This window comes from Stenotrophomonas nitritireducens (assembly GCF_001700965.1).
Classification (GTDB): Bacteria; Pseudomonadota; Gammaproteobacteria; order Xanthomonadales; family Xanthomonadaceae; genus Stenotrophomonas; species Stenotrophomonas nitritireducens_A.
In genome coordinates this window covers 1,936,946-1,962,351 of sequence record NZ_CP016756.1, presented here as the reverse complement: position 1 = coordinate 1,962,351, position 25,406 = coordinate 1,936,946, and the positions used below count along the sequence as shown (strand labels likewise).

The window sequence follows — 25,406 nt, the reverse complement described above, 5'->3', positions numbered from 1 at the left end:
GCCTTCCCCTCAGTGCGCCGGCTGCGCGGCAGCGCAGGCCAGGACGTATGCCATCACTTCCGAGCGCCACCACGCGGTAGGCGAACGGTCGGAGGTGCCGAGCTTGAAAGGCTTCGGAGCGCGGGCGTCGTACGCCGGCAGGCGCGCATTGAGGCGGGCATACCAGGTGCTCTTAGACAGGCCGACGATCGACAGCACCTCGGGCAGGCGGATCGCCTGGTCCAGTACGGGGCTGCGCTGGAACGTCTGGAGGATGGCCTCCAGACGTTCGATGGTTTCGCTGCTGATAGACAGCGTGCCGGCGCTGGCTGCGGCGAGGTTGGCTTCCTTAGTACGGGAAGCGGCGGGGCGGCTGCTGGTAGCAGTTGTAGCGTTGTGCAACACGGGTTTCTCCTTGGTTGATCGCGGTGCTCTGCGAGGTGCAAGGAGGTTGCCCGTTTGGGCCTGATTCGAAAATTTACCCGCCGGCGGGGTTCTTTACTTTTCTCTTCCTGTTTGGTAGCCCGTACGCCTTGGTCCGTTCATGTAGCTCTTTGAATGCCTTCTTGAACCCGGATCTCGCTCCAGCGCCCTGCTTCTTCTCTATCAGCGCCATGAGCATTTCGTGCATGCGCTCGCTCACGGATGAAACGGTGGCGCTGCCTTTACTGTTCCAGTCTTTATAGGCCGCAACTGCATCGGAGTACTTGGGGTCGTGCGCGATCTGATCTGCGATCACGGCGCATAGCTCATCGGCAATAGTGATGTTTCTGGAGATTGTGTAGCAGTTAACTACTTCCACTGCTATGGCGACGATCGCATCTCTAGGGGTGGTGTTGATTCCCTTTTGGCCTCTCGCTCGCTGTGCTTCTGCTTCGGTAATGGGCGAGTAGGTCGTGCCGAGGTAGAAGTTGCCCTCTAGAAGCGCGTGTAGTGCCCGAGCTTCATCCGAAGCGTTGTAGGCGTTCCTTGCTTCAACCCAGAAGGCGATGGCAATGTCTAGCGCATCGTCCACATCAATGGTGGCTTTAGGCTTGAGAGTGTCGCGCTGTAGTTGAAGGTGCTGCAGCTTCGAGTACGCGACTCGTCGGTAATATGCCCCCTCTCCTTCGATACGGGAGAGTTGAACGCCCGCCCATGCCTCAGCGATCTGGTCATCGAGGTCGGCGAACGCCTTAGAGTTCCTGAGGATGTTCCGGACCTTCCAGTTTGCAAAGTCGGTAGCGTTGCCGTGCTTCGCTAGCTGCTTGCATGCTCTTTCCCATAGCTCTGAGAAAGGACAAGGATCGAACTTTCTGTTCTCATGCGCGCTTCTGATTCTGGCGAGTAAGCGCTCGAACAACAGGGCGGTCGTGGGCAGTCTTTCGCCGCTGTCATAGGTTCCAGTTGGATGACGGTTGCATGGTCTCGGTGATGTTGGAACCAGGGGTTGGTCCGAGGGGTACATTCGCCAAGCGACCGAAGTCTTGGGGGAAAGGGTGCTCACTAAATTTTCGATAGGCATAGACTCTTCCTTGAATGAATTGCTGCTTTGCACTGTTAATTGCAGTTGACACGTTAATGCGAGCTTCTCGCTGACTCAGAAGCTAATGTAGCGAGAAAGGCGATTTTTAAAGTTCATCATTTTGGGGAATTGACGTTGCGCTGGTTCTTGCTCTAGCCATCGGCGGCTTTTGCGGCCCCTTGTTGTGCCCCGAAATTTCGCTGTACTGACTTCAAATTGAGCACGCCGGAAAGTTTGCGGAAGCCAGAAGCGAGCGTGTGCAAATTTTTGATGCGAACGGAATTCTAAATCGCTTTAGTTTGAAGGCGGCCGACAGAACGAAAACAGCAGTAAGGGCTCAGGGAAAGAATGGAAAGTGCACTCGATTGGAGTCCCTCCAAGACTCAACGACGCAGCCCGCGTATCACCTTCGCCAGCGTCTTGACTCCCGCTTCGAGCTCGGTCGGGGCGTGGGCAGCGAAGCCCATCAGAAAGCCCGGCGTAGGGGCGTCCGATTTGGATAACGTGCTTAGGCCGAGCAGGTCGATGCCTGCCCGCTGTGCGGCGTCCACGGCGTCGGCTTCGGACAGGTCGCGGACGAAGACGCAGGGCATCTGCATGCCGCCGGCCGGCACGCGGGGCTCCATGAATTCGGACAGGTGTTGTTGGACCAGCTCTGCTAGCACGTCCCTTCGTTCTGCATATACCGCGCGCATGCTGCGCACATGGGCTCCGAAGTGGCCGCCCTCGATGAAGCGCGCGAGCGTGAGTTGGGGAATGGGGGCGCTGTGGCCATCAAGCAGGGTGCGCGCGGCGGTCATTGGCGCGATCAGTGGCGGTGGAAGCACCATGTAGCCGATGCGAAGACCGGGAAATAGTGATTTGGTGAAGGTGCCGATGTAGAGGGTGCGCTCGTATGGATCGAGCCCTTGTACGCAGGCAGTCGGTTTGCCTGCGTAATGAAACTCGCTGTCGTAGTCGTCCTCAATGATCCAGCTGTCGTGCGCCCTGGCCCATTCGATGATGGCCAGGCGCCGGTCCAGCGGCAGCGTCGCGCCGGTCGGGAACTGGTGCGAGGGCGTTAGGAACACAGCGCGTGCAGCGCCGCCGGGCTGCAGGCTGGCCTCGAGCAGGCGGTCGACCTGCAGTCCATGCGGAGGGTCGGCAGGGAATCGTTACGTACAGGGCCAAATGCCACCTAAGCGATTGAAACGCAATGATAATTGTCTTGTCCCGATGGCGGATGTCCCCGTCTATGGGGCCTGTTCAAGGACTTTCGCTGTATAGCTCAGCGGCGCCACTTCCCTTTCAAGATCCAAGTGGTAGTCGCCGAAGCGATTGATGTGGCTGGTCCGGTAAGGCGACAGGCCGGCCAGAATCTCGGGCGTCAGTTCAATCCCCTCCTTCTGCATTACGGCCAAGGTCCGGCTCATGCGTTCCACGTTGTGGAGGATGATCATGTTGGCCACCAGCTGGCTGTACTTGATGATCTTGCGCTGCTCGTGTTGGACGTTCTCAGCAATGATCCCTTGGCTGCCAAAGAAGACCCACTTCACGAAGCCGTTGTATTCCTCGCTCTTGTTGGTCGCAGCATGGATCGTTTTGCGAATCTCGTTGTCATCGATGTAGCGCAGCAAGAACAGCGTTCGGACGGCCTTGCCAAGTTCCCGGAAGGCGAAGTACAGCTTGTTCTTCCGGCTGTAGGTGCCCAGCCGGCGCAGGATCGAGGACGCGGTGATCTTCCCCAATCGGATCGAGATCACTACCCGCAGCATGTCGTGGAGATGCGTCGCGATCAGTTGCCAGTCGATGCTGTCTCCGAACAGTGCCTGGATATTCTTATAGGTCCTGCCAGGTTCGGGCCGGAAGAATGTCAGATCCTTGATGTTTCGTATCCTGGGCATCAGCTGGATGCCCAGCATGTGGGCCAAACCGAAGACTGGGTAGCTTTGGGCCTGCGTGTCGCCATGGACGATCTCAGGCTGGATGTCGGAAGTGTTGGCCAGCAGGCCGTCGAGGATGTAGATGCCCTCGTGCACACCACAGGGAATGAAATGGCTGAACAGCGCCACGTATTTGTCGGACACATGTTAGTAGCCGATGCCGCCGTAGCCGCCGTAGCGGATGTGGTACTCCGACAGCAGGTTGTCCTCGTAGACGCTCCATTTGGTGCCATCTGCTGAGGCGCTTTTCCCGCTGCCCCAATAGCCCGGGAGGTCGAATTTATTGTAGGTATTGATGACCTCTACGATGGCCTTCTCAAGCACATCCTCGGTCACGTATTTCAGGTTCAGCCAAGCAACCTGGCGCCGGCTGAAGCCCTTGATCGACCGCGCCGTCTGCGTCGGACCCAAGTTGCAGCCATAGCAAAACAGCGTGGTGATCACCCGTCGAGGGAGATCTTCAACCTGGCTCTCGGTGCCGGCGATCGGACGGAAGAATCGGTGCAGATCCAGCCATTGGCTGGCGTCGATCAGGACATCGACGATGCTGGACTCCGGGAGCCGTTCGGCGATGAGGCGGTCCACGGTGGCAATGGCGCTTGAGACCTCGGCGCGTTGCCCCTTCCGCAGTACCAGGCGTCCTTCCAGAATGTCCGCATGAACATTCTCGGGGAAACGCTCGTCAACTTCGTCGGCCAAGTCGGTCAGTTGTGCGCGCAACCCGGCCACGAAAGTCGCAGCGTCGGTGGGCAAGCCTGACACCTGGCCATAGGCTTCCAGTTCCTGGGCCAAGGTGGCTTCATCGACCAGCTGCTCGCGGTAGTCGTCAAATCGTTCGCTGCTCGGGATGAAGAGATCTCCCGACTTCAGTTCGTCCTTGACCTGCACCAGCACGGCCAGCTCGAAGTACTTACGGTGCATCCAGCCGGCGCCTGCCGCGCTGGCCCGCTTGCCAAACACGTGCTGACGCCAGAGCTTGGACATCCAATCGAAGTCCTTTTCCGGGTCCAGGCCGAGGGATGCGACCTCGATCAGCTCACGGCGTTGGTTGCGCAGCGACAGCACCGCTGCAATCAACGGCTCCATGCCGGCATCGTGGCTGGTTGCCCGCAAGTTCATCAGCTCCAGCCCATTGAACAGCAGCGGCCTGACCGCGCCGTAGGGTTGCAGCATGAAAGGCAGATAGTTCTTTCCTGCGTATGCCATATGTTCTTCGCATTCGGCCAACAAGGTCGACACTTCCGCTTCCAGACTGTTATCGATGGCATCCACGCGCTGACTATCGCTGCCGTCGAGCTGATAGGCCTGCAGGATTTCCTTGAGCTGGCCGATCAGGAAGTCGGCCCGCTTGGCATGTTCGAGCTGGTAGGCCAGCAGCTTTTGCTGGGCCGTGTTCTCCAGCCCGCGCACCTGCTTGATGAACAGCTCGGCTGCGTCATCCAGCGTCTTGGCATGCTGGGCGCGAATGAAGATGGTGGCCAACGCATAGCGCTTGTCCGGAGCCAGTTCGGCTAACTCGCTGGCGTCATAGGCGCGAGCCATTGCACGGAATTGCTTGAGCTTGGGCACCGGCACATCGATGGGAGGCAGCTGCTCGGCCAACTGCTGCAGCATGCGGATGTGCTGCAGATAGAACCGGACCTCCTTGTTGGTCGGTCGGCCAGGCTCGCGCTTGAGCGATTGCCAGCCAGTAAATCTGGAGCCTTCCGGTGCGCGCAGCAATTCGTCAATGAGCGTGCGCGTGGCAGGCGTCAGCGCGTGACTGATGCTGCGGTAGTAGCCCAGATTGACCCGCTCACGTGCGCCGATGGCGGCCAGCTCCAGGGTGCGGAAGCCTGGCAGTTCGTAGCGGTGGTGCACCAGCTCTTCGAGCAGGACGTTCACGATGTCCGGGATGGTGTGCTTGGTCTGGGCTGCTCCGGTGGCCACCGTGTCCAGCCAGGCCAAGCCTGATTTGTCCAGGGGATGTACCCCGATGAACTGCCGAAGCTGCGGCATATGGCGGCGCTGGCTACCGGAAGCGTCGTAACGTTCGAGCTGGTCGGTGTCCAATACGCGCCCGAGTCGGGCGGCCTTGGCGATGTGCTTCCGGATCCGCTCGGGCACTTCGGCTAACACCGTGAAGTAACCCAGGCGCTGGAAGAGCTTGAGATGAATCAGTACCGCCAGCTGCGGTCCCGGCTGGGTGGTCAGCTGCTTGGCGAATGCAATCTCAGCGGCGGTGGGGGTATAGATCTCCTCCAGTTCCTTGGCGGTGGGATCAGGCTTCAGTCGCGGGTAGGCGGTCTCGTGAAGGGTAGCCATTGGATCCGGAGGTTATGAGGGGATCAATCCCAGTGCCGGCCGTCGTCTGTATTGAGAGACGCTTCCAGGAAACACTGGTGCGTATCGGCCATGCGGTGCATGTCATCGAGCAACGTGGCCAGGATTTCATCCAGATCCCGGTCGGGATCGGTGGGAACAGTCAACTGGTACTCGCTGCTGGCAGTGTTCAGGCGCACAGCCTGGAACGGGGCCAAGCAGATCTCTTCGATCCGGCCTCGGGCCTTGGCCGCGCCGCGGCCCGTGCGGGCAAACGGGGTCAGCACCATGCGCAGGCGCAGCTGCAAGGCCGGTTTGCCCTCGGGCGCCGGCAGTGCCATCGCCGGTACCGGCGCGGTTGGACTGGGCAGGCTTGCTTCAATGCGGTCACGGGCAAAGGGGTCACGCCCGTCCAGATAGCGCATGGCCGACTGCACATCGCGCCAGCCCACGTACTCCATCAGCGCCTTCATGTCCCAGCCTTGGTCGTTGGCCCAGCTGGCAAAGCCGCGGCGCAACGAATGGCTGCTGTGGAGCCCCGCATCGGCAAAGCCGGCACTGGTCAGCAACTCGCGTAGCAGGCGCACCAAGCTGTTGGGATGCAGGCCCTCGGCGCTCACCTGGCCCCATTGGTTAACCTCCCGAAACACCGGCCCTTCGTGCAGGTCGGCCGCCTGCAGCCACACCTGGGTCGCCTCCACCGGGCACAACCGCGACAACGCCGGCACCTTGTAGGTGACGCCGGCGGCCTGGCGGTCGCCCTTGCTGCGCGGCAGGAAACAGGTCATCCCCTGTCCCGGCACCAGCGTGAGATGGGCCACGTCCAGACGCAGCAGTTCATCGCCACGGAAGCCCCGCCAGAATCCGAGCAGCACCAACGCTCGGTCGCGTTGATGGCGCAGCGCCGCCGCTCCGTCGCCCCGGGCATGCGCCGCCGCGATCGCGGCAGCCAACCAGTCATCGAGCTCGACCAGCCGCCGAATCTGCAGCGGCGCGGCTTGCTTGACCTGGCCCGGGTGCAGGGTCTGGATGCCTTTGAGCACCTTGCGCACCAGCGGCGACCGGGTCGGGTCGACAAAGCCGTGGTCGCGGTGCCAAGAGGCAATGGCGGCCAGCCGGTGGCGAAGCGTGCTGGCGGCTAGGGTCTGCGCATACGCGGCCAGGTACCGCGCCACGCTGTCCGGTGTCGCTGGGAGGTGGCCTTGCCATTCAACCTCGAAGTGCCGCAGCGCCGACGCATAGCTGCGCACCGTGTTCTGGCGCGTGGCTGCATCGAGGTAGCGGTCCAGTTCGGTCACTGGCGCGTGGCCTCCACAGCGACCGGCTGCCGCAGGGTCGACAGGATGGTGCATTCAGCCCGCTGCCCACCGTGGCAACTGGCAATCACCCGTTCCAACTCGGTGGCCATGCGCTCCAGGTCGGCCATGCGCGCCCGCACGTCGGTCAGATGGCTGCGTGCCAGCCGGTCCACGTCCCCGCACGAAAGCTCCTCATCGCCGGCCAGCTGCAGCAGGCTGCGGACCTCCTCCAGGCTGAAGCCTAGGTCCCGGCCGCGCGCAATGAAGCGCAGCCGCTCGATGTCGGCCGGGCCATAGACCCGGTAGCCATTGCCCGAGCGCCCCGGGCGCGGCAACAGGCCGATCCGCTCGTAATAGCGGATCGTCTCCAGGTGGCATCCACTGGCGTCGGCAGCCTCACTGATTTTCATTCGTAGTACGCTTGACTCCGTAGTAGCTACGGACTTTACACTCACCTGCTGTGTCATGCCAGCGACCCGCCCGGGCCCGGCTTCCCTGCGACTGGAGATGTTCCGATGAGTGATTGCGGCTGCCACCACGAGGCCAAGAATGCGCAGGAGCGGCGCGTCCTCTGGATCGCCCTAGCGTTGAACGCGGCGATGGCCGTGATCGGCGGCATCGCCGGCTGGATTGCCCATTCCACTGGCCTGCTGGCCGACGCTCTGGACATGCTGTCCGATGCCACCGCCTATGCCATTGGCCTGGTCGCTATCGGGCGCACGGCGCGCTTCAAGGCCAATGCCGCTTGGGTCAGCGGCAGCGTGCTGCTTGTGCTGGGTGTGGGCGTGTTGGTTGAGGTGGGCCGCCGGGTGATGTACGGCGCCGAGCCGGTCAGCGGCTGGATGATTGGCACCGCCCTGCTGTCGCTGGCGGTCAATATGGCGGTGCTGCGCATGCTGGCACCGCTAAAGTCCGGCGAAGTGCATCTGCGAGCGACGTGGCTGTTCACGCGGGCCGATGTGGTCGCCAATGTTGGGGTGATCCTGGCCGGTCTGTTGGTGTGGTGGCTGGCCAGCCCGTACCCGGATTTCGTGATCGGCGCCCTGATCGGCCTGTATGTGATCAAGGAAGCCTTCGAGATTTTAGGTGATGCCCGCCGGGCAGGTGCCGACGCGCGCAAGACGGCTGCATGACCAGGCTTGGCCGACTGAGCTCGGACTCTGGCGGCTGCGCTTGAACCCGGCACTGTCACGTGGCGCAGCTGGCCCCCGACCTAATCCGTCGCAGCTCAATCTGCGTGACCGTGCGGAAGCTCAGGCAAAACGTTAACTTTCTGTTCTTCGGATGCCGGATTCCGTCAATTTCCCGCGCCAGCTTTTGCCTGGCCACCTGACTCGCAGAGGCCACTCGAGCCCGCGAGATTGATGAATAAGCGTCAGCTTGCTGATGAGCGGGACCCAAGGTATCTTTCCGGCCTCAAATGTATCAGTCCTAGCCACACGTGCCTTCCATTGTCATCCATGCCAAGCGCTACGCTCTGGCACTGCTGCTCGCAGTGATGATCATCGTGCCTGTCGTTGATGCTTCGGTCTGCTTCTCTGAGGAGCAGTCACACCAGGAAGTGGCAGGGCCAGGCGATGGCCACCCCGATAAGGCGCATGCCGCTTGTGGTCACGGTCACTGCCACCACAGCAGCACTTTTGTGGCGTCCAACGGTTTCACCAGTGCCGAAGCCGCAAGAAATGAAGGCGGGCACACGTTCTACGAACAGCCCATGACGTCCCACATCCCGGACACGCTGATTAGACCTCCCAGGCTTTGATCGCATAACAGGCGCAACGCGCCTGTCAGTCCTTCTGCGATCACCTTTGTGTAGGTCTTTCCATGAACACATCTTGTTGCTGGGCGCTCCGTGCGCTCGGCCGACGCGTGGCTGCACGTGCAGTCGCCGGCCAGTACTGCGCCGCCTTGAAGAAGGCGACCTGAATGCCCTTCTCAACATCTACCAATCTCCGAACTGCACGCGATCGAGCGGCACTACTGATGGCAACCTCCGTGCTTGCCATCGGCGCATCTCTTGGTGTGCGCGATTTTGGGCCTGTCGACGAACCGAGATTTGCCTTGGTTGCCACCCAAATGGTGGCAACCGGAAGCTCGCTGTTCCCGCGTCGGGGAGCGGAGCTGCACCCAGACAAGCGTCTCTTCATGTGGATCTCGGCTGCACTGCTGTCACTGACCCAAAACCTGCGGACCGCGGTCCTGGCCCCTTCGCTGGTGTCAGGCGTTGCATATGTGTGGATGGCTTTCCATCTAGGAACGCGCAATGGCGGCCGTGTGCGCTAGGGGCGCGCGCGGTGGTCAATAAAAAGGAATCACCAATGCATTACGTGAAAACAGAATTCAACCGAGGCAGTTCGCGCGGGGGCCTAGGCTCAGATCCACTGGGCCGTCTTGGCAAGCCCATCTGCGGCCCGCAGCTGGGCGTCAACACGTTGATTATCATCGTGGCGATGTACTTCACGTTCTTTCTCAACAGCGCGTTCTTCGCAGAAGTAATTGCGAAGAGTGGTGCGGACGGAGCAGCTCGTGCGCTACTTGTTATCTCTACGGGAGCGATCCTCACTGCCTTGAATGTGCTCATTCTCGGATTGCTATGCGTTCGATGGACGGTGAAGCCGGTTCTTGCATTGCTTCTCGTCGTGTCCGCTACTGCTGCCTACTATTCAGACAATTACAGCGTCTACTTCGACGCCAGCATGGTACGAAATGTGCTGAAGACCGACGGCGCTGAAGCCGGAGAGTTGCTGACCTGGGGCTTCTTTCTTGCGGTACTAATTAAAGGCGTCGTGCCAGCTATCGCGGTATGCATGGTAAGGCTCCAACGTTCTTCCAATGTGACGCGGGCGATACTTGCAAGAGTGCTTCTACTTGGCATGGCGGTTGTTGTAATCGTTGGCGCGGCAATTGCGTCATTCGACGACCTCTCATCACTCATACGCAATCACAAGCAAGTCAGATACCTTGCAAACCCTGGAAACTACATCGCTTCCATTGCGAAGGTTGTGCGAGAAGACACCCGTGCGGAGCGCGGTCCGATCCAAGTGGTTGGCCCCGATGCCATGATGACGCCTCATCCGCCAGGCGCGAAGCCCCACTTCTTGGTCATCGTTGTAGGTGAGACGGTTCGTGCGCAGAACTGGGGTTTGAATGGATACGGCAGACAGACAACGCCACAGTTGGCAGCGTTGGACGTCGTCAATTTCTCAGACGTGACCGCCTGCGGGTCAAACACCGAAGTGTCGGTGCCCTGTATGTTCTCTGCGTACGGGAGGCGAGACTACGATCGAGACAAGATCAAAGGTTCGGAGTCGCTTCTGCATGTTTTGGAGCGTGCCGGGGTCAGGACCCTATGGCGTGACAACCAGACTGGATGCAAGGGCGTCTGCTCTGATCTGGCATTTGAATCCTATCGCGTGCCGGTCAAGGATGTTCTGTGCGACGACCAAGCATGCCGTGACGAGATTATGCTGCAAGGTCTGCATGACTCGATCGAGGACAACCCTGGTGATGTCGTTGTCGTTCTACATCAGCTGGGGAACCACGGACCCAGCTACTTCAAGCGATACCCGGAAGATCTGACGAAATTTACTCCCGACTGCCGAAACGCAGACTTGGGCAAGTGCACACGCGGTGAAATCGTCAATGCGTATGACAACGCGGTCCTTGCGACAGATGACTTCCTTGCAAAGACAATTCGCATGCTTGAACAGGACAAGAGTCACGATACCGGGCTGATCTATGTCTCCGACCACGGCGAGTCATTAGGGGAGGCGAACGTCTATCTTCACGGGCTCCCCTACGCTATCGCCCCTGATACTCAGATCAAGGTGCCGATGGTGATGTGGATGTCTGATGGTATGAAGAGCAGCAACAACCTGGACCTTCAATGTGTCCGGGACCGATCAAAGCAGCCGTCCAGCCACGACAACCTCTTCCATTCTGTGCTTGGCCTGATGCAGGTTAGGACGACGGTGCTAGACGAGAGCCTAAATCTGTTCTCAGGCTGTACCAGCAACGCCGGTCACAGCCTATAGCCGACCACGGCGAGTATCGCTGTTGGAAGACCCGTGAGCGTCTCTTGGGCCCAAAAGAAGGAAACATCGAAGTGGCAGATATGTACGGTCATCGTCCGCGGAGCATTGCGCGCGTCTTTGAGGCGCTTCGCTGGTCTCTCCAGGGGCTGAGATCAGCTTGGCTGCATGAATCGTCGTTTCGGTTGGAAGTTGTTATGGCCGCGGTGGCATTACCTACAGCTATCTTTTTCGGCAACTCAGGGGTAGAGCGAGTGCTTCTCATGGGGAGCGTACTGTTCGTTTTGGCATTCGAGCTGCTGAACTCCGCTATCGAGGCAGTGATCGAACGGTATGGCCCAGAAATCCATGAGCTGGCTGGTCGTGCGAAGGACATGGGGTCGGCTGCGGTGTTCGTGGCTCTTTGCAATGTCGCCCTCACATGGGCCGTTATCCTTGTGGGTTGATTCCCTGGGTCCCGACCTGAACGGGGCTAGGGTGCGTTCAAGCACAGCCACCGTAGTGTTTTTATGTAATTGTATCCGTCCAAAAGAGGTTGCTAACCTTTCCCAATGCGTCGCTCTCTGCCTGCTATTCGTATATACCTGATGCTGCTGCTTTTGGCGGCGTTCGTGGTCGTGCCTGTGGCCGAGGCATTGGCGTGCGCGCAAGAAGCGACGGTCAGCGTGGGCGATGTGCACGCCTTGCAAAGTGATTCAGACTCCGAGTCGAGCAAGAGCAAGGATTCGTCCAGTGCCGATGCCTGTGGCCATGGGCATTGCCACCATTCAACGGCAAGCCTCCCAGCTGCCGGTCACGACGATCTGTTCGCCGATGGCCGGATTTCGCTGCACAGTACCGAGCACGGGGACGTCTACGCCCTCCGACTCGACGGACCCATGCGCCCCCCCCGTATCTGATCTGGCTCTGCCCCGCATTTGCGGGTAGTTCGCTCAGATAATTTACGGGAGTTTTTATGTCGATTTTGACGGGTCGGTCGCTTTCAGCGACCGGGTTGGCTGTCGCTGTTCTGCTGGCGTTGGTGCCAACCGGGCATGTAGCTGCTCAAACTGCACCATCTTACGAATCGTTGCTTTCTCGCTTGAACCAGATGCCTGCGACGGTCCAAGGCGTCGCGCTGGCTGAGGCAGCCGAGGCGCGGGTACAACAGGCTCGGGCACTGCCCAATCCGACGGTCTCCATCGAAGCGGAGAACGCCTACGGCACTGGTCCCTACAAAGGTTTCTCAAACGCTGACAGCATTGTCACCCTCTCCCAGCCGCTGGAGATTTGGGGTCAACGAGGGGCCCGAGTGCGCGCCGCGCGTGCGGAGGCTGGGGCTGCAGGCTTGCGGGGTGATCTGATGCGCAGTGACGCAGCGGGTCGCCTGGCTGCGACATACGCCGAAGCAGAGGCTGCGCTGCGCCGATATGAGTTGGCCAGCGAGGCATTGGCCTTGATTGAACAGGACGCCAAGGCGGTAGCTGCGATGGTCAGCGAGGGACGTGAGCCCAACCTGCGCGGTGTGCAGGCACGGAGCGAGGTCGCCAATGCAAAGGCCAGCCTAGATGAGGCCGAGGCCTACCGGGATGCGGCGCTTGCTCGCCTAGCCGGGGTGTCCTTAGTGGACAGCCCGCTGACCGACATCGGCGAAAGCCTGCTTGACCGAGTGCCCTCTCACCCAATTGACAATGAGGCCGCCCCGCTTGCCGTTCGTATCGCCCAAGCCGAAGCGGACGCCTCCGGCCGCCTTATCGATGTTGAGCGCAAGCGTGCGTTGCCACAACTGAGTGCATCCGTGGCTCAGACGCGCTTCCGCCAAGCGGGCGACCAAGCTTACAACGTGGGCATCAGCCTTTCGATCCCCCTATTCGATCGTAACCGCGGTGCGATCCAGGCGGCCTATGCGGAACAACGTGCTGCCGAAGCGGTTCTGGAGGCTCAGAGGCGTGACAGTGAGGCGGCCCGTTTGGGAGCGGTAGCGAGTCTCAAGGCATCCAACAGCCGCGCACGAGCAGCGGATGAAAGCGTACAGGCCGCAGATGAAGCCTATCGGCTGGCCCGCATCGGATTTGAGGCAGGTCGTATATCGCAATTGGAGCTGCGCAGCACGCGATCAACCCTGATCGCTGCGCGTGGCAGTGCTGTGGATGCCCGTCTTAGCCGGGTGGCAGCAGAAATCGACCTCGCCCGCCTTGAAGGGCGCGCACCGTTTGTGGAGGCAAAATGAACAAGTACGGAAACAAGACGCTCATCGGAGCGACGCTGCTGGCTACCTTGATGATGACCGGCGCGCTGACCTCATGCAGTGGCGGGGCGCAGGAGGATGCCAAATCCACCGGTACGGAGGCAGAAAAGCCGGCTGGAAAGGATGATGGTCACGACGATCACGCAGCTGACGCAAAGCCGGGCTCCGCCGAGGCGCACAGTGAAGGTGATGGTGATGGCGAACATGGCGAAGAGGAGTCCGAGGAAGGTGTAGTCAAGCTGACGCCTGACCAGATCAAGGCATCTGGCATCGGCGTGGTGGCTGTCGGCCGCGGCGGTGGCGCATCGACCCGCCTTGCAGGTCGCGTCGAGCCGGCCATCGGGGGCGTGCTGCCATCGCCTCAACGGTCACCGGCCGCGTTGAGCGCGTGCTTGTTGCGCCGGGTACAGCCGTCAAGAGCAACCAGCCCCTGGTGATCATTGTCAGTGGAGAAGCTGCGACCTTCAAAGCCGCCGCCACTGCCGCTGCGGCGGAGGCCGAAGCCATTCGCCTGGCCTACGGCCGCGACAAGTCTCTTGTCGAGCAGGGCGTAGTGGCTCGCCAGGAGCTGGAGGCCTCGCGCGCGCGCTCTTTGGCCGCTGATGCCGCCGCTAGTGCTGCACGTGCACAGGTAGCGGCCAGTGGATCTCCGGACAGTTCCGGCCGGGTGACAATCTCCAGTCCTGTCGCTGGCGTGGTTGGCAACGTCCAAGTGACGCCCGGTGGTGTCGTCTCAGCTGGAACGCTTGTTGCGGAGGTTTCCAATCCGGACATGAATGAACTCGTATTCACTGCACCGCCAGCACTGGCCACTCTCGCGGTGCCCGGAATGAAGCTGGAAGTGACTGGCCCGGGCGGAAGCTTCGAAGCTGAGGTGATTGCCGCCGCTGCGAATGTGATGCAGCAGGGAGGCACCGCGACCATTCGCGCCAAACCAATTTCGGAGAAGTTGCCACCGGCCGGCTCCCCCGTTTCGGCCGTCATCATCGCCGATAGTGCCGCTGAAGGTATGAGTGTGCCGGCGGATGCGGTCCAAAGCGTTGATGGCAGAAGTGTTGTCTTCGTTGCCGTCCAGGGTGGTTTCCAGGCTACGCCGGTACTCGCTGGTCGTCGTGCAGGTAATCGAATCGAAATCCTTAACGGCCTGACAGGTAGTGAGCGCCTCGTAGGCGCCAATGCCTTCCTGCTCAAAGCCGAACTGGCCAAGGGCGAAGCCGAGCACGGCCACTAAGGGAACTCATACACCATGTTCAAGATCATCATTGAAGCAGCGGTCAAGTTCCGTTGGCTCGTGGTGTTTCTGGCTGCTTCGATTGCCTGCTTTGGCTTGTTCCAACTGAGCAAGCTGCCAGTCGATGCTGTACCAGATATCACCAACCGCCAGGTTCAGATCAATACCATCGCACCTGCCCTTACTCCGGAGCAGATTGAACGCCAGGTCACCTATCCTCTGGAGACGGCCTTGGCCGGCATCCCAGGTCTGAACACCACTCGCTCCCTATCACGCAATGGCTTCTCTCAGGTCACCGCGATCTTCACTGATCAGACCGACATCTATTTCGCCCGCCAGCAGGTGGCAGAGCGGATGCGGGAGGCTGCCGGAGATCTGCCCGAGGGCGTGTCCCCCATGCTCTCCCCGGTTACAACCGGGCTGGGCGAGGTTCTCATGTGGACGGTGGACTTCAAGCCATTCGACCCCAAGAAGCTGGCCAAGCCCGGCCAGGCTGGCTGGCAAGAGGGTGAGGTCTACCTGACACCAGAGGGCGATCGTCTTGGAACCGCCCAGGAGCGCGCAACGTACCTGCGTACTGTCCAGGACTGGATCATCGCACCACAGATGCGCTCCAGCCCCGGCCTGGCCGGTGTTGATACGGTGGGTGGGTACGTCAAGGAATACGGCATCTACCCCGACAGCGCTCGACTGGCGGCATACAACTTGGGTCTGGCCGATCTGGTCCAAGCACTGGAACGCTCCAACGTCCAGGCTGGCGCGGGTTTCGTCCAGCGTGCGGGCGAAGGCCTGGTCGTTAGGGCAGACGGCCTTGCCCTGACGACCGACGACTTGGCTCAGTCGCCGGTGGCCACCAAGGACGGTGTGGTCATCCGGGTGGCCGATGTTGCCGAGGTCGGTATGGGGCGCGCCCCACGGCTTGGTGCAGCTAGCCGAAATGGTCATGAGGCGGTACTGGGCACGGCACTGATGATCGCCGGCGGCAACAGCCGCACCGTCGCTCAAGCTGCAGCTGAGCGCCTGGCACAGGTCAATGAATCTCTGCCCGCCGATATCTTCGCAGAGCCAGTGCTGGACCGTAGTGTGCTGGTTAACTCCACTGTCAAGACTGTCGCCAAGAACCTGACCGAAGGTGCCCTGCTGGTCGTAGTTGTGCTGTTCCTGCTCCTGGGCAACCTGCGTGCGGCAGCCATCACCGCATTGGTCATTCCGCTGTCGTTCCTGTTCGCTGTTATCGGCATGAACAAGTTCGGCATCAGCGGCAACCTCATGAGTTTGGGTGCGCTGGACTTCGGCATCCTTGTGGATGGCGCGGTAATTGTGATCGAGTCCACCCTGCTGATGCTTGGCAAGCGGCGTGCGGAACTCGGCCGACCCCTCAATGCCATGGAGCGACTGCGTGTGGCCGCCGACTCGGCGAGGAAAATGGCGCGCCCTGCAGCCTTCGGCCAGGTGATCATCCTGTTGGTGTTCGCACCGATCCTTACGCTGGAAGGTGTGGAGGGCAAGACGTTCCAACCGATGGCCGCCACCTTCATGCTCGCCCTCGTTGGCGCGTTTATCTTCTCGTTCACCTTTGTACCGGCGATGGCTGCCCTGTTGGTCAGGGAGCCCAAGCTCCACGCGAACAAGGAGGGGCACGAGAGCGACCAAGACGAAGAACATGAGACTGCCATCATCCGCGTCCTGCGCGGCCGTATTGAACCGGCGATCCAAGCGGCGATTCGTAGGCCCAAGGCAGTGTTCGCTGGCGCCATTTTGATGCTCGCGATGGGCGTGGTCGGCTTTACGATGCTGGGTCGAGAGTTCATGCCAACGCTTGATGAGGGAAATCTCGCTATGCAAGCGTTGCGTGTGCCATCGACGTCGCTTGAGCAATCGTTGGCTATGCAATTGGCGCTGGAGAAGGCCATTGCTGCTGAACCAGAGGTTGTGACGGTCTTCTCGCGGACCGGTACTGCAGAAGCAGCTATCGACCCCATGCCGACCAACATCTCCGACAGTGTGATCGTACTTAAACCGAGAAAGGAGTGGCCAGACTCTTCCCTGAGCAAGGAGGATCTGATTGCAAGGTTTGAGAAGATCGCCGCCTCGCAGATAGGCAACAGCTTTGAATTCAGCCAGCCCATCGAGCTGCGCTTCAATGAGCTGATCTCAGGCGTGCGTACGGACCTGGCCGTCATGATCTACGGCGACAACTTCGAGCAACTGCAAGCTGTTGCCGATCAGGTCGCGCTGAAGCTGAGGAATGTCCAGGGCTCAGCGGATGTCCGTGTTGAACAGATTTCCGGCCTGCCCACGCTCAATGTGGCAATCGATCATCTTGCAGCTGCGCAGTATGGCCTCACGGCAGCGGACGTGAGCGACGCGCTTTCAACCGGTATTGGCGGCGCTGCGGCAGGCAAGATCTTCGAGGGCGACCGCCGGTTCGATGTTGTTGTGCGCCTCGGCGACGATGCACGCAATGACCCCGATCAGCTCGCGTCACTGCCGATTGCAACTCCAACTGGGGGCATCGTGCCGCTCTCCTCTGTCGCACGCATTGAGATCAGCGAGGGGCCGAACCAGATCAGTCGAAACAATGGAAGCCGTCGTGTGGTGGTGCAGGCAAATGTTCGCGGTCGTGACTTGGGCGGGTTTGTTGGAGAGGCCCAGGCGGCGGTGAAGGACGTACAGCTTCCGCCGGGCGCCCACATGACGTGGGGAGGTCAGTTCGAGAACTTGCAGCGGGCTGAAAAGCGACTCATGACAGTTGTTCCGATTGTCTTCCTATTGATCGGCAGCCTGCTGTTCATGGCATTGGGCAGCGCAAAGGAGGCGGGCCTGGTGTTCACCTGCGTCCCACTGGCCCTGGTTGGCGGAATTCTCGCGTTGCTGGTGCGTGGTATGCCGTTCTCGGTATCTGCCGCCGTCGGATTCATCGCGGTATCGGGTGTTGCGACCCTGAATGGATTGGTGCTCATGCAAGCCATCAGAGAGAGGCTTGATGCAGGTGACAGTCCATTGATCGCTGCAATGAACGGTGCCGGCAGCCGAATTCGCGCGGTGGTGACCACCGCGCTGGTGGCGATCGTTGGCTTCATTCCAATGGCTATTGCGAGTGGATCTGGTGCTGAGGTGCAGAAGCCTCTCGCCACGGTGGTCATTGGCGGCCTGTTGACCGCAACAGTGCTAACACTTCTTGTGCTGCCGACATTTGCGGGACGCTTGGCCAAGGCAGGCCCGAAAGGGCAACCGGAAACTGTCCACTGAATGATGGAGTGTTTGGGCCCGGCAGAGCATCTGCCTGCCGGACTTCCCGTTCCATTTTTATGACGTTGGAGGGAACAAATGAACCTGACCACAGAACTCGAACTGCCAGTAATACTCCCAGGTGTCTCTCGGGACGACAGCTGCGTCCAGAGGCTGGTCGCTGGTCTTCAGGACATGGAGGGAGTATCGCGCGTGCACATTCGCGAGGGTAGCGACGAAGCTCTCGGAACGCTCTGCATTCATTACGACCCCGAGATCGTCTCGCTTCAGCGAGTGCGAGAGGTGGCGGCATCCGTGGGCATTGAGTTGGGTGATCGGTATGGCCACCTTTTCTTGGAGCTTGGTTCGGCCGTTCACGCACGAAAGGCAAGGACAATTGCGGCGCAAGTGCAGGCCGTACCAGGCGTCATTGAAGCCACCACCAGCCCAGCTGGTGGCATAAGCATCGAGTACGAGAGAGCCAAGACAGGCGAGGCGGAGCTGAGAGCGAAGCTTGAGGCGCTGGGTGTAGCGCAAGAGCCACCGAGTCCGAGGGGAGATTTGAAGGATCAGCACGAAGGACACGATCACAAGGACCGACAGGACCCCGGTCATTCCCACGGGGGCACGCTAGGTGGCAATAGTGAGCTGATCTTCTCACTTGCTTGCGGCCTGCTCCTGATCGTGGGATTTGCGATTGAAAAGCTTGGGTTGACCCAAACGCCCTGGATCCCCACAGCGTTTTACGTAGCAGCCTACGTCTTTGGCGGCTGGTTCACGCTTGGCGAGGCGATCGGGAACATCAAGCTGAAGCGCTTTGAGATCGATACGCTGATGCTGGTTGCAGCGGCAGGCGCAGCCGCGCTCGGCGCATGGGCCGAAGGCGCCTTGCTTCTGTTCCTCTTCAGTCTCGGTCACGCCCTTGAACACTACGCGATGGGCCGGGCTAAACGTGCGATAGAAGCTCTCGCCAAGCTTGCCCCAGAAACTGCCAGGGTGCTGAGGAATGGGCAGGTCGTGGAAGTCCAGGTTGAATCGTTGATACCTGGAGATGTGGTGGTCGTACGTCCCAATGACCGGATGCCGGCGGACGGATTCGTTATCAAAGGGGCTAGCAGCGTTGACCAAGCCCCTGTCACCGGGGAAAGCATCCCGGTTGATAAGCTGGCAGTCAATGACGCTGCTCTAGCACGGGATCGACCTGATTCGGTGGTAATGGAGTCACGTGTTTTCGCCGGCACTATCAATGGCTCCGGCGCCCTGGAGGTTGAAGTCACGCGTCGATCAGGCGAATCGGCACTGGCCCGCGTCGTCAAGATGGTGAGCGAAGCCGAAACCAGGAAATCGCCAACGCAGCGCTTCACAGACAAGTTTGAGAGGGTATTCGTTCCCGCTGTTCTGATCTTGGCCGTGCTGTTACTTTTCTCATGGATCGTGATCGATGAGCCATTCCGCGACAGCTTCTATCGAGCGATGGCGGTACTTGTAGCGGCAAGCCCTTGCGCACTGGCAATCGCGACTCCAAGCGCGGTTCTAGCGGGAATTGCGCGAGCTGCGCGAGGTGGCGTACTCATCAAGGGTGGCGCACCACTGGAGGAGCTGGGCATGGTCCGTGCCATCGCGTTCGACAAGACTGGAACGCTCACTGAAGGCAAGCCGCGAATTACCGACATCAAAGTGATGCAGGGAACGACAGAGCAGGAACTGCTTCACGTTGCCGTCGCCGTCGAGGCTTTAAGTGACCACCCTTTGGCCGCAGCTATCGTTCGAGATGGTAATACTCGCCTGGGCGATGGACCGGTCATGGTAGCGACAGACCTCGCTAACTTCGCTGGAAGAGGCGTTCAGGCGAAGGTGAACGGCATTGACGTGTGGATAGGAAAGGCAGAAATGTTCGGTAACGACGGCATTGGCGCTCTATCCGCGGGTGCGGAGTCTGCCATTGAGGAGCTCCGTAACGCCGGCAGAACCACGATGGCCGTTCGCCTAGGTGATCGCGACCTAGGTGTCATCGGCCTTATGGATACGCCCCGGCCAGAGGCGCGTGAAGCCCTGGACAAGCTAAGGCGCTTGGGCATCCAACGAATGATCATGATCTCTGGCGACCACCAGACTGTAGCTCAAGCCGTGGCAACGGACGTGGGTCTAAACGAGGCATGGGGAAATCTCATGCCTGACGACAAGGTGAAGGCAATACGTCAGTTGAAGGAGACGGAGCGAGTGGCAATGGTCGGCGACGGTGTGAATGACGCACCCGCAATGGCTAGTGCCAGCGTCGGAATTGCAATGGGTGCCGCCTCTTCGGACGTAGCGCTGGAGACTGCCGACGTCGCGCTTATGTCTGAGGATTTGAGACAGGTTGCATTCTCTGTAGCGCTTAGTCGACGCACGAAACGGGTGATCCGTCAGAACGTGTATGTGAGCCTGGGCGTCGTAGCGTTGTTGGTTCCTGCGACCATCCTAGGTCTTGGCATTGGACCGGCTGTGGCAGTGCATGAAGGTTCAACCTTGTTGGTTGTATTCAATGCGCTGAGGCTCCTTGGCTTCCGTCAGTCGTGACATGCGAATTCTAGTGATTGAGCGCGATCGAGAAGTCGCTTTGAAGATTCTGGCCTACTTCGAGGCCCGAGGGCATCAGCTTGATACCATCGGGGACGGCATCGCCGGCCTTCACTTTGCGGCGTCCAATGGTTACGACGCAGTCATTCTTGATTGGATGCTTCCTCGCATGGAAGGCCCGGAGGTTCTGAGAAGGCTGCGGTTGAATCACGGTGTTTCAGTTCCTGTTGTGATGTTGGCTGCAAAGGTTGCGCTCTCGGACAAAATCATCGCTTTCCGCTCCGGTGCAGATGACTATGTGACCAAGCCTTTTGAGCTCCCGGAGCTCGAAGTTCGCCTAGAGGCGTTGGTTTCCCGTACGGAGGGACGCGTAACAAGGAGGCGGCTGCTGATCGGAGAGCTCACGTTGGACCTGAGTACGTTGGAGGCCACACGGGCTGGAAAACGACTGCATCTGTACCCAGCTTGCAGGAAGCTCCTTGAAGCGCTGATGCGGGCAAGTCCTGCCGCTGTGACCAGGCGGCAGCTTGAGCACACTCTCTGGGGTGACGACCTGCCCGACGGGGATCTTCTGCGATCACAGATGTCCAGCCTGCGGCGAAGCATTGATGGTCCGTTTGAGGAAAAGATGATCCAGACGCTGCCGCGGGTTGGGTATCGACTGATACCGCCATCAAGGCCTATGCCCCCCCCGGGGAAGGGAGGCCCTATGACGGTGAGGCGTAGACATGGCTGCAGAGCCGTCAGTGCAGACCTTGAGCGCCTGACTATTTGGCCACGTATTCTGATCAGAGTATGACCATGTGGAAGCCAGCCGCACTCCCAATTGGCGCGTTCTTGGCCGCAGCGATTTGGGGCGCAGCGGCCATGGTGCCCTTCGCGCCGGCATCAGAAGAGATGATGTTTTGGATACCGGTGTCGATTGCGCTAACGAGTGCGGCTGCTGCATTGGTAGTTGCGATGATGCAAGACATCATTCTGGTCGCGGTAAAGAGATGGCCACTGTTCGTGAAATTCTATCCAACCCTCTGCTTGGAGCCACTCCCCTTTGCATTCCTTCCAATCGTGCTGTCACTCGCCGGAATTGCGGAGTTCGGTCCAGCGATGCTGAGTGCAGCTCTATTGCTGATCGGCTTCTCGTTTGCGGAGACTCTCTTCGCCGCCGCCCTCCACAGAGCCCGGGCGACGCCGACCGCGGTTGTGATCTCGATGCAGTGCGCTGCTCTGGTGTTTGCAGTTTACATGTACAAGAAAGGCATCCAAGCGAACGTCAGTGACATCAGTTGGCCGTGGTTCGCATCGTCTGTCACTGCCATGAGTCTATTCTCCTTCCTAGTCGGAAGGTATTGGGCCAACCTGCTTCGTGATGCTGAGGTGGGGTTCTCTCCCTTACTGAAGTGGGTTCTGGTCACCTTCATAGCTGAAGGATCTACTAGTGAATGGAGCCGGTGGAGATTGAAGCAACCTATTAAGCAACGCAGACCACCGGGGCTTCGGTCCAAGCCTCGCAGGAAATAGGATCCGATCAACCAATCCAAATCATGGAGGCTAATTCTTGACAACTGCGAGCGCGACAAATATGACGCAAGGGCGGATGGGACCACCCGTCGTCAGTCTCGCTCTGTGAGAGGTGGCGCATCGAGATCACGTTTGTGGAGGTCTTCTACCGGCCGGAAGCAATACCCCGAGGTAGGTCCGTGGTGGCGACTTCTGGTTTCAATGCGCCCGAAGCCCACCGGAGCCTCAAAGATGCGCGCTCAGGGTTGCAGCGGTCGCTGGCGACAGTCGTCATCGGCCGGAGCCTGTCCCCCGCCTACCAACCTTGCTGGCAAGGCCGGTGTTTTTTGATTGCAAGATTCAGACCTATCCCGCCTGACAATCACATTCCCTGGAGTCACCGCCAACATGAATGAAGCCGAGCTGGAACAAGTGCGTACGGCGATGTTTACCGACCCCGGCGTGAAAGCGGTGGATGACCTGCGCCTAGTCCCCGCCAAAGAGCGCGGTCGTGCGATCGCGGCCACCATCACCGTCGCTGCGCCCTCGGTCGACCTGGACCTGGTGCATGCGGTGATCGCCCGCGTGCTGGCCGATCAATTTGACATCGATCAGGTCATGCTGTGCTTCAACGACCCGGGTCCGGTGCCACCACAGCCCACAGCGGCGCCCTTGAAGAAAATGTGATCGCCCGTGGCTCTATGCGTCTGCGTTGGCGGGCGCATAGAGCTGATAACCCGGCAACGCGCACGCGCCGGCATACACAAAGGCCACGCTTTGCCGCGCCCGGGTGAAGGCCACGTAGTACTTTGGTGGGGCGGTGATACGCGCTGCATCTGCCGTGCGCAGGTACTGTGTCAGCGGGCCGTTCGGAAAGATGAGGACCCGGCTGTAGGTGCGGCCCTTGCACTGCCCAAAGTTCACGGCCGGTAGTCCGTCGCACGCTTGCCGCCGGTCATGCCGGAGCACGGTGGGCGCAAACTCCTGCATGTACGCTTCAACATCCGCTGGAGCGACGAGGTAGATGCCATCGTGCCCGGTGACCTCGCCATTGCCTGATTGGGTTCGCGGCATCTGCGGATAGAGCGTGTCCGCCATATCGCACAGGGCCTGGACGCAGCGAAGGCTGATGAGGCGGTGATCCAGCTGGCATAAGCCGTCCGCCTCCCAAATCTGAAACAGCGCTGCCAGATTGGGTCCACGATACTGGCTGTGCCTTTGAGCATAGTTGGTGGCATACGTCGCCTGCCGCGTATCACCCACCAACGTGATGGCAATGCCGCTCTTCAACAGCCGCTCGACCAGATCCAGATCAAAGCCGGCGAGGTCCTGAACTTCGTCGATGTAGAGCTCGTCGTACATGGCCGCCAGGCGTGCCATGACCTGACCTTGGGTGAGCTCATCGCAGCGCACAGCGAAATCGGCCGCCCGGTCCGAATACATCCGGTTGCCTGCCAAGTAGTGGCGCGCCACCTGGGTGCGTGGGGCCCTGTTATTGGTGACACCTTCTACGAACAGGATGGTCTCGATGCGAGGCTCAGGGCAAAGCGCTGCCTGGTACGGGCGGATGCACTGGCACAGCAGGAAGCCATACCAGCTGTGCAAAGTGACATGCACGGGGACCGCACCGGCGTGGACCTCAAACGAGCGCCGGATCTCTTCTAGATTCTCCAGCGTGTAGGTGACAATCGCGATGCGACGCCCAGGCCGCTCCAGGGCCTGCCGGACCAGCAAGGTGGTCTTGCCCGAGCCGGCCGCCGAAAGCAGGACCCGGTTAGGTGATGGCGCGCTGGACATAGTCCGGGAACCTGATCGAGTGCGGGCTGTTGAAGATCGCCAGGGCCGTATCGGTCTTATGGCCCTTCATGTACTTGAGCAGCGCCACCTCATCGGCAAACGTCTTGCCCAGCACGGTATTGAGTTCGGCCAGCGAGTTGGCTTTGATCAGCTGCTCTTCCAGCGATGGGGCGCTTTCGTCGGAATCGTAATAGATCGCGTTGATGTGTTCGGCATAGCGCTCCTGCACAACGGCGATATCGCCATCATTGTCGGTGATCACCTTGGCCTGGATTTTCAGCCGATCTGCAATCTGCAAGAAGCGCTTGAATGCCAGCGACTTGACCGAAATGATGTCTACGCCGCGAGCCATCGGCGCCACGCCATGGTGGTCGCTGTAGGCGCGCTGCACGATCAGCTCGTCGGAAGGGCCTTCCACCAGGATCGCCTGCTTGGCCAGGATCAATCGCAGCGTGTCGTGGCCCGGCAGCTTCATGAAATAGTCATGGGTATCGCTCGGCAGCTGGTCCAGCTTCATCTGGCCCTGCGCGCTGAACAGGATCACGTTGTCCACGCCCAGCTTATTCAACACGAAGCTGCTGTGGGTGGCGATGATCACCTGCTGGGCGGTGGAGAGGGCCGCAATCTTGTCGATCAGCTGGGTCATGCTGGAATAGGACAGATGGTTCTCCGGCTCCTCGATCAGCAGCACGTGGGCAGCGCCGGCCGCGTGCATCGCCAGCTTCATCTTCACCGCGCTTTGCTCACCCTTGCCGGCCTGGGTGAACGGGAGCTCATCCAGGTAAGGTGACAAGCTGGTTTCCCATGTTGAGCGCGGCGATGTGTCCACACCCACCGTCAGCGCCCGGTGGCTGATGTCCCCGGTGTGCTCGGTCAGGTACGCATTGATGGCCGCCACGTCCGCCTCTTCGGAAAAACTCTGCCGCATGCGGCGGAAGCTCAACGACAGCGAGACGCGCTGCGCAGGCGTCAGTGCCTGATCGATGATGCCGGCGATATAGCGATCGGCACCGGACAAGGTCTTGATGCCGTGAGTGTCGATGATGGTCGAATCGAACGGAATGCTGCGAGCGGTGACGCCATTGTTGGCGAAGGAATACCAGCGCACCGTGTAGTACTCCACCGGCAGGCTGACCGCACCCTGGTGCTGCTGCAGGTAGGCGTTGAACTCCTCGCGGTAGTCGTCGTTGAGCTCGACCAGCAGCCGGATGCCGGCGGTATCCAAGCGCAGGGAGTTGTTGGTGCCGCGCAACGACGCCAGCGCGACATCTGCGCCCAGATAGGCTTCGATGGAGATCCGTGGCGGCGAAGCCGGCGTGCCTGCAGCAAGGGTCGCCAGATATTCCTGCACCGCGGGCTGGTGGAACAGGTAGGGCGTGAGCTCGTAGGCGAGATTGCGCCCATGCAGTTGCCCGGTGACCACCACGTGGATGGCCTCCAGCAGGGTGGACTTACCGACCTCGTTGTCGCCCACCACCAGGTTCATGTGGGCGTTGAGGGGCAGGTCCAGATGGCGAAACGACTTGAAATTGTCGATGACGATACGTTCGATCGGCATGCACAGTCCTTTGATGGCCAACGAGTTCGGTGGCGGCGCCTGCTTGCACCCCGGCTGGCCTCCTTTCCGCTCTGGGCCAAACTACCCAGGGATCGCCAGCCTTGGGCGGTTTCGTACTGTTTTGACGACTTGAAATGGCCGAAACGCTGGTTACGCGGGATAATTCAATATTATCCCGCCTGAAATTAGGACCGACATGCCGATCTATCCACCCGTTGAGTAGTACGTAATTACATGGTATGTAATACATTACGAAATAAACGGAGAGGAC

General features: G+C 60.1%; 18 protein-coding genes and 3 pseudogenes. 13 read left to right on the top strand and 8 right to left on the bottom strand.

Translation table 11 applies throughout. The features are described 5' to 3' along the window. Positions 1-9: 9 nt before the first annotated feature. The 6 genes and pseudogenes from BCV67_RS08295 to BCV67_RS08270 form a co-directional block, all read right to left on the bottom strand. Entirely contained in the window at positions 10-384 is a 375-nt protein-coding gene (locus BCV67_RS08295) for a helix-turn-helix transcriptional regulator (protein ID WP_062171266.1), read from the bottom strand. A gap of 73 nt (positions 385-457) precedes the next feature. Continuing rightward, positions 458-1,465: a hypothetical protein gene (locus BCV67_RS08290; protein ID WP_156455936.1), complete on the bottom strand. Its 1,008-nt coding sequence runs from the start codon at positions 1,463-1,465 to the stop codon at positions 458-460. A 401-nt stretch (positions 1,466-1,866) separates the two neighbouring features. Next, positions 1,867-2,610: a PLP-dependent aminotransferase family protein gene (locus BCV67_RS08285; protein WP_082746675.1), complete on the bottom strand. Its 744-nt coding sequence runs from the start codon at positions 2,608-2,610 to the stop codon at positions 1,867-1,869. Positions 2,611-2,715: 105 nt separating this feature from the next. Beyond that, positions 2,716-5,709: pseudogene (locus tag BCV67_RS08280) on the bottom strand (Tn3 family transposase). A gap of 23 nt (positions 5,710-5,732) precedes the next feature. Then, positions 5,733-7,004 carry a site-specific integrase gene (locus BCV67_RS08275; protein WP_082746536.1) on the bottom strand — a complete coding sequence of 424 codons (1,272 nt, stop codon included), beginning with the start codon at positions 7,002-7,004 and terminating at the stop codon, positions 5,733-5,735. Next, complete coding sequence (locus BCV67_RS08270) at positions 7,001-7,414, bottom strand: MerR family transcriptional regulator (RefSeq protein ID WP_014159604.1); 414 nt, start codon at positions 7,412-7,414, stop codon at positions 7,001-7,003. Before BCV67_RS08270 ends, BCV67_RS08275 begins: the two co-directional genes overlap by 4 nt. A 105-nt stretch (positions 7,415-7,519) precedes the next feature. Between BCV67_RS08270 and BCV67_RS08265 the strand changes: the two genes are divergently transcribed. The 13 genes and pseudogenes from BCV67_RS08265 to BCV67_RS08210 all read left to right on the top strand — a co-directional run bounded on the left by BCV67_RS08265 (position 7,520) and on the right by BCV67_RS08210 (position 22,467). Next, a complete protein-coding gene (locus BCV67_RS08265) occupies positions 7,520-8,137 on the top strand; it encodes a cation transporter (protein ID WP_014159605.1) in 618 nt (205 codons plus the stop codon). A 793-nt stretch (positions 8,138-8,930) separates the two neighbouring features. Continuing rightward, a pseudogene (locus tag BCV67_RS20685) lies at positions 8,931-9,164 on the top strand (dolichyl-phosphate-mannose--protein mannosyltransferase); the annotation flags it as partial. Between the two features lie 158 nt (positions 9,165-9,322). Beyond that, positions 9,323-11,038: a phosphoethanolamine transferase gene (locus BCV67_RS08255; RefSeq protein ID WP_055765228.1), complete on the top strand. Its 1,716-nt coding sequence runs from the start codon at positions 9,323-9,325 to the stop codon at positions 11,036-11,038. 71 nt (positions 11,039-11,109) lie between these two features. Further along, a complete protein-coding gene (locus BCV67_RS08250; protein ID WP_027080084.1) occupies positions 11,110-11,481 on the top strand; it encodes a diacylglycerol kinase in 372 nt (123 codons plus the stop codon). Positions 11,482-11,622: 141 nt separating this feature from the next. Continuing rightward, positions 11,623-11,934, top strand: a complete 312-nt coding sequence (locus BCV67_RS08245; protein WP_126941536.1) for a hypothetical protein — start codon at positions 11,623-11,625, stop codon at positions 11,932-11,934. Positions 11,935-11,990: 56 nt separating this feature from the next. Next, positions 11,991-13,244, top strand: coding sequence for a TolC family protein (locus BCV67_RS08240; protein WP_062167469.1), 1,254 nt, complete (start codon positions 11,991-11,993; stop codon positions 13,242-13,244). Continuing rightward, on the top strand, positions 13,241-13,699 hold the full coding sequence (locus BCV67_RS20500; RefSeq protein ID WP_231732471.1) for a hypothetical protein: 459 nt from the start codon (positions 13,241-13,243) through the stop codon (positions 13,697-13,699). Before BCV67_RS08240 ends, BCV67_RS20500 begins: the two co-directional genes overlap by 4 nt. Continuing rightward, positions 13,651-14,493, top strand: a complete 843-nt coding sequence (locus BCV67_RS08235; RefSeq protein WP_231732470.1) for an efflux RND transporter periplasmic adaptor subunit — start codon at positions 13,651-13,653, stop codon at positions 14,491-14,493. Before BCV67_RS20500 ends, BCV67_RS08235 begins: the two co-directional genes overlap by 49 nt. Positions 14,494-14,508: 15 nt before the next feature. After that, on the top strand, positions 14,509-17,745 hold the full coding sequence (locus BCV67_RS08230; protein ID WP_027080081.1) for an efflux RND transporter permease subunit: 3,237 nt from the start codon (positions 14,509-14,511) through the stop codon (positions 17,743-17,745). A 78-nt stretch (positions 17,746-17,823) separates the two neighbouring features. Next, positions 17,824-20,283 (top strand): heavy metal translocating P-type ATPase, encoded by a 2,460-nt coding sequence (locus BCV67_RS08225; protein WP_027080080.1) that lies wholly within the window; start codon positions 17,824-17,826, stop codon positions 20,281-20,283. Position 20,284: 1 nt separating this feature from the next. Beyond that, positions 20,285-20,947: pseudogene (locus BCV67_RS08220) on the top strand (response regulator transcription factor); the annotation flags it as partial. 131 nt (positions 20,948-21,078) lie between these two features. After that, positions 21,079-21,801, top strand: coding sequence for a hypothetical protein (locus tag BCV67_RS08215; RefSeq protein WP_017354992.1), 723 nt, complete (start codon positions 21,079-21,081; stop codon positions 21,799-21,801). A gap of 387 nt (positions 21,802-22,188) precedes the next feature. Next, the gene (locus tag BCV67_RS08210; RefSeq protein WP_027080079.1) at positions 22,189-22,467 is read left to right on the top strand and encodes a hypothetical protein; all 279 of its coding nucleotides are present in this window, start codon (positions 22,189-22,191) and stop codon (positions 22,465-22,467) included. A 12-nt stretch (positions 22,468-22,479) separates the two neighbouring features. Here the strand turns inward: BCV67_RS08210 and BCV67_RS08205 are convergent, their stop codons facing one another. Further along, positions 22,480-23,577, bottom strand: coding sequence for a UvrD-helicase domain-containing protein (locus BCV67_RS08205; RefSeq protein ID WP_017354990.1), 1,098 nt, complete (start codon positions 23,575-23,577; stop codon positions 22,480-22,482). Then, entirely contained in the window at positions 23,555-25,135 is a 1,581-nt protein-coding gene (locus tag BCV67_RS08200; RefSeq protein ID WP_017354989.1) for an ATP-dependent nuclease, read from the bottom strand. The genes BCV67_RS08205 and BCV67_RS08200 overlap by 23 nt, the downstream gene beginning before the upstream one ends. Positions 25,136-25,406 lie beyond the last annotated feature (271 nt).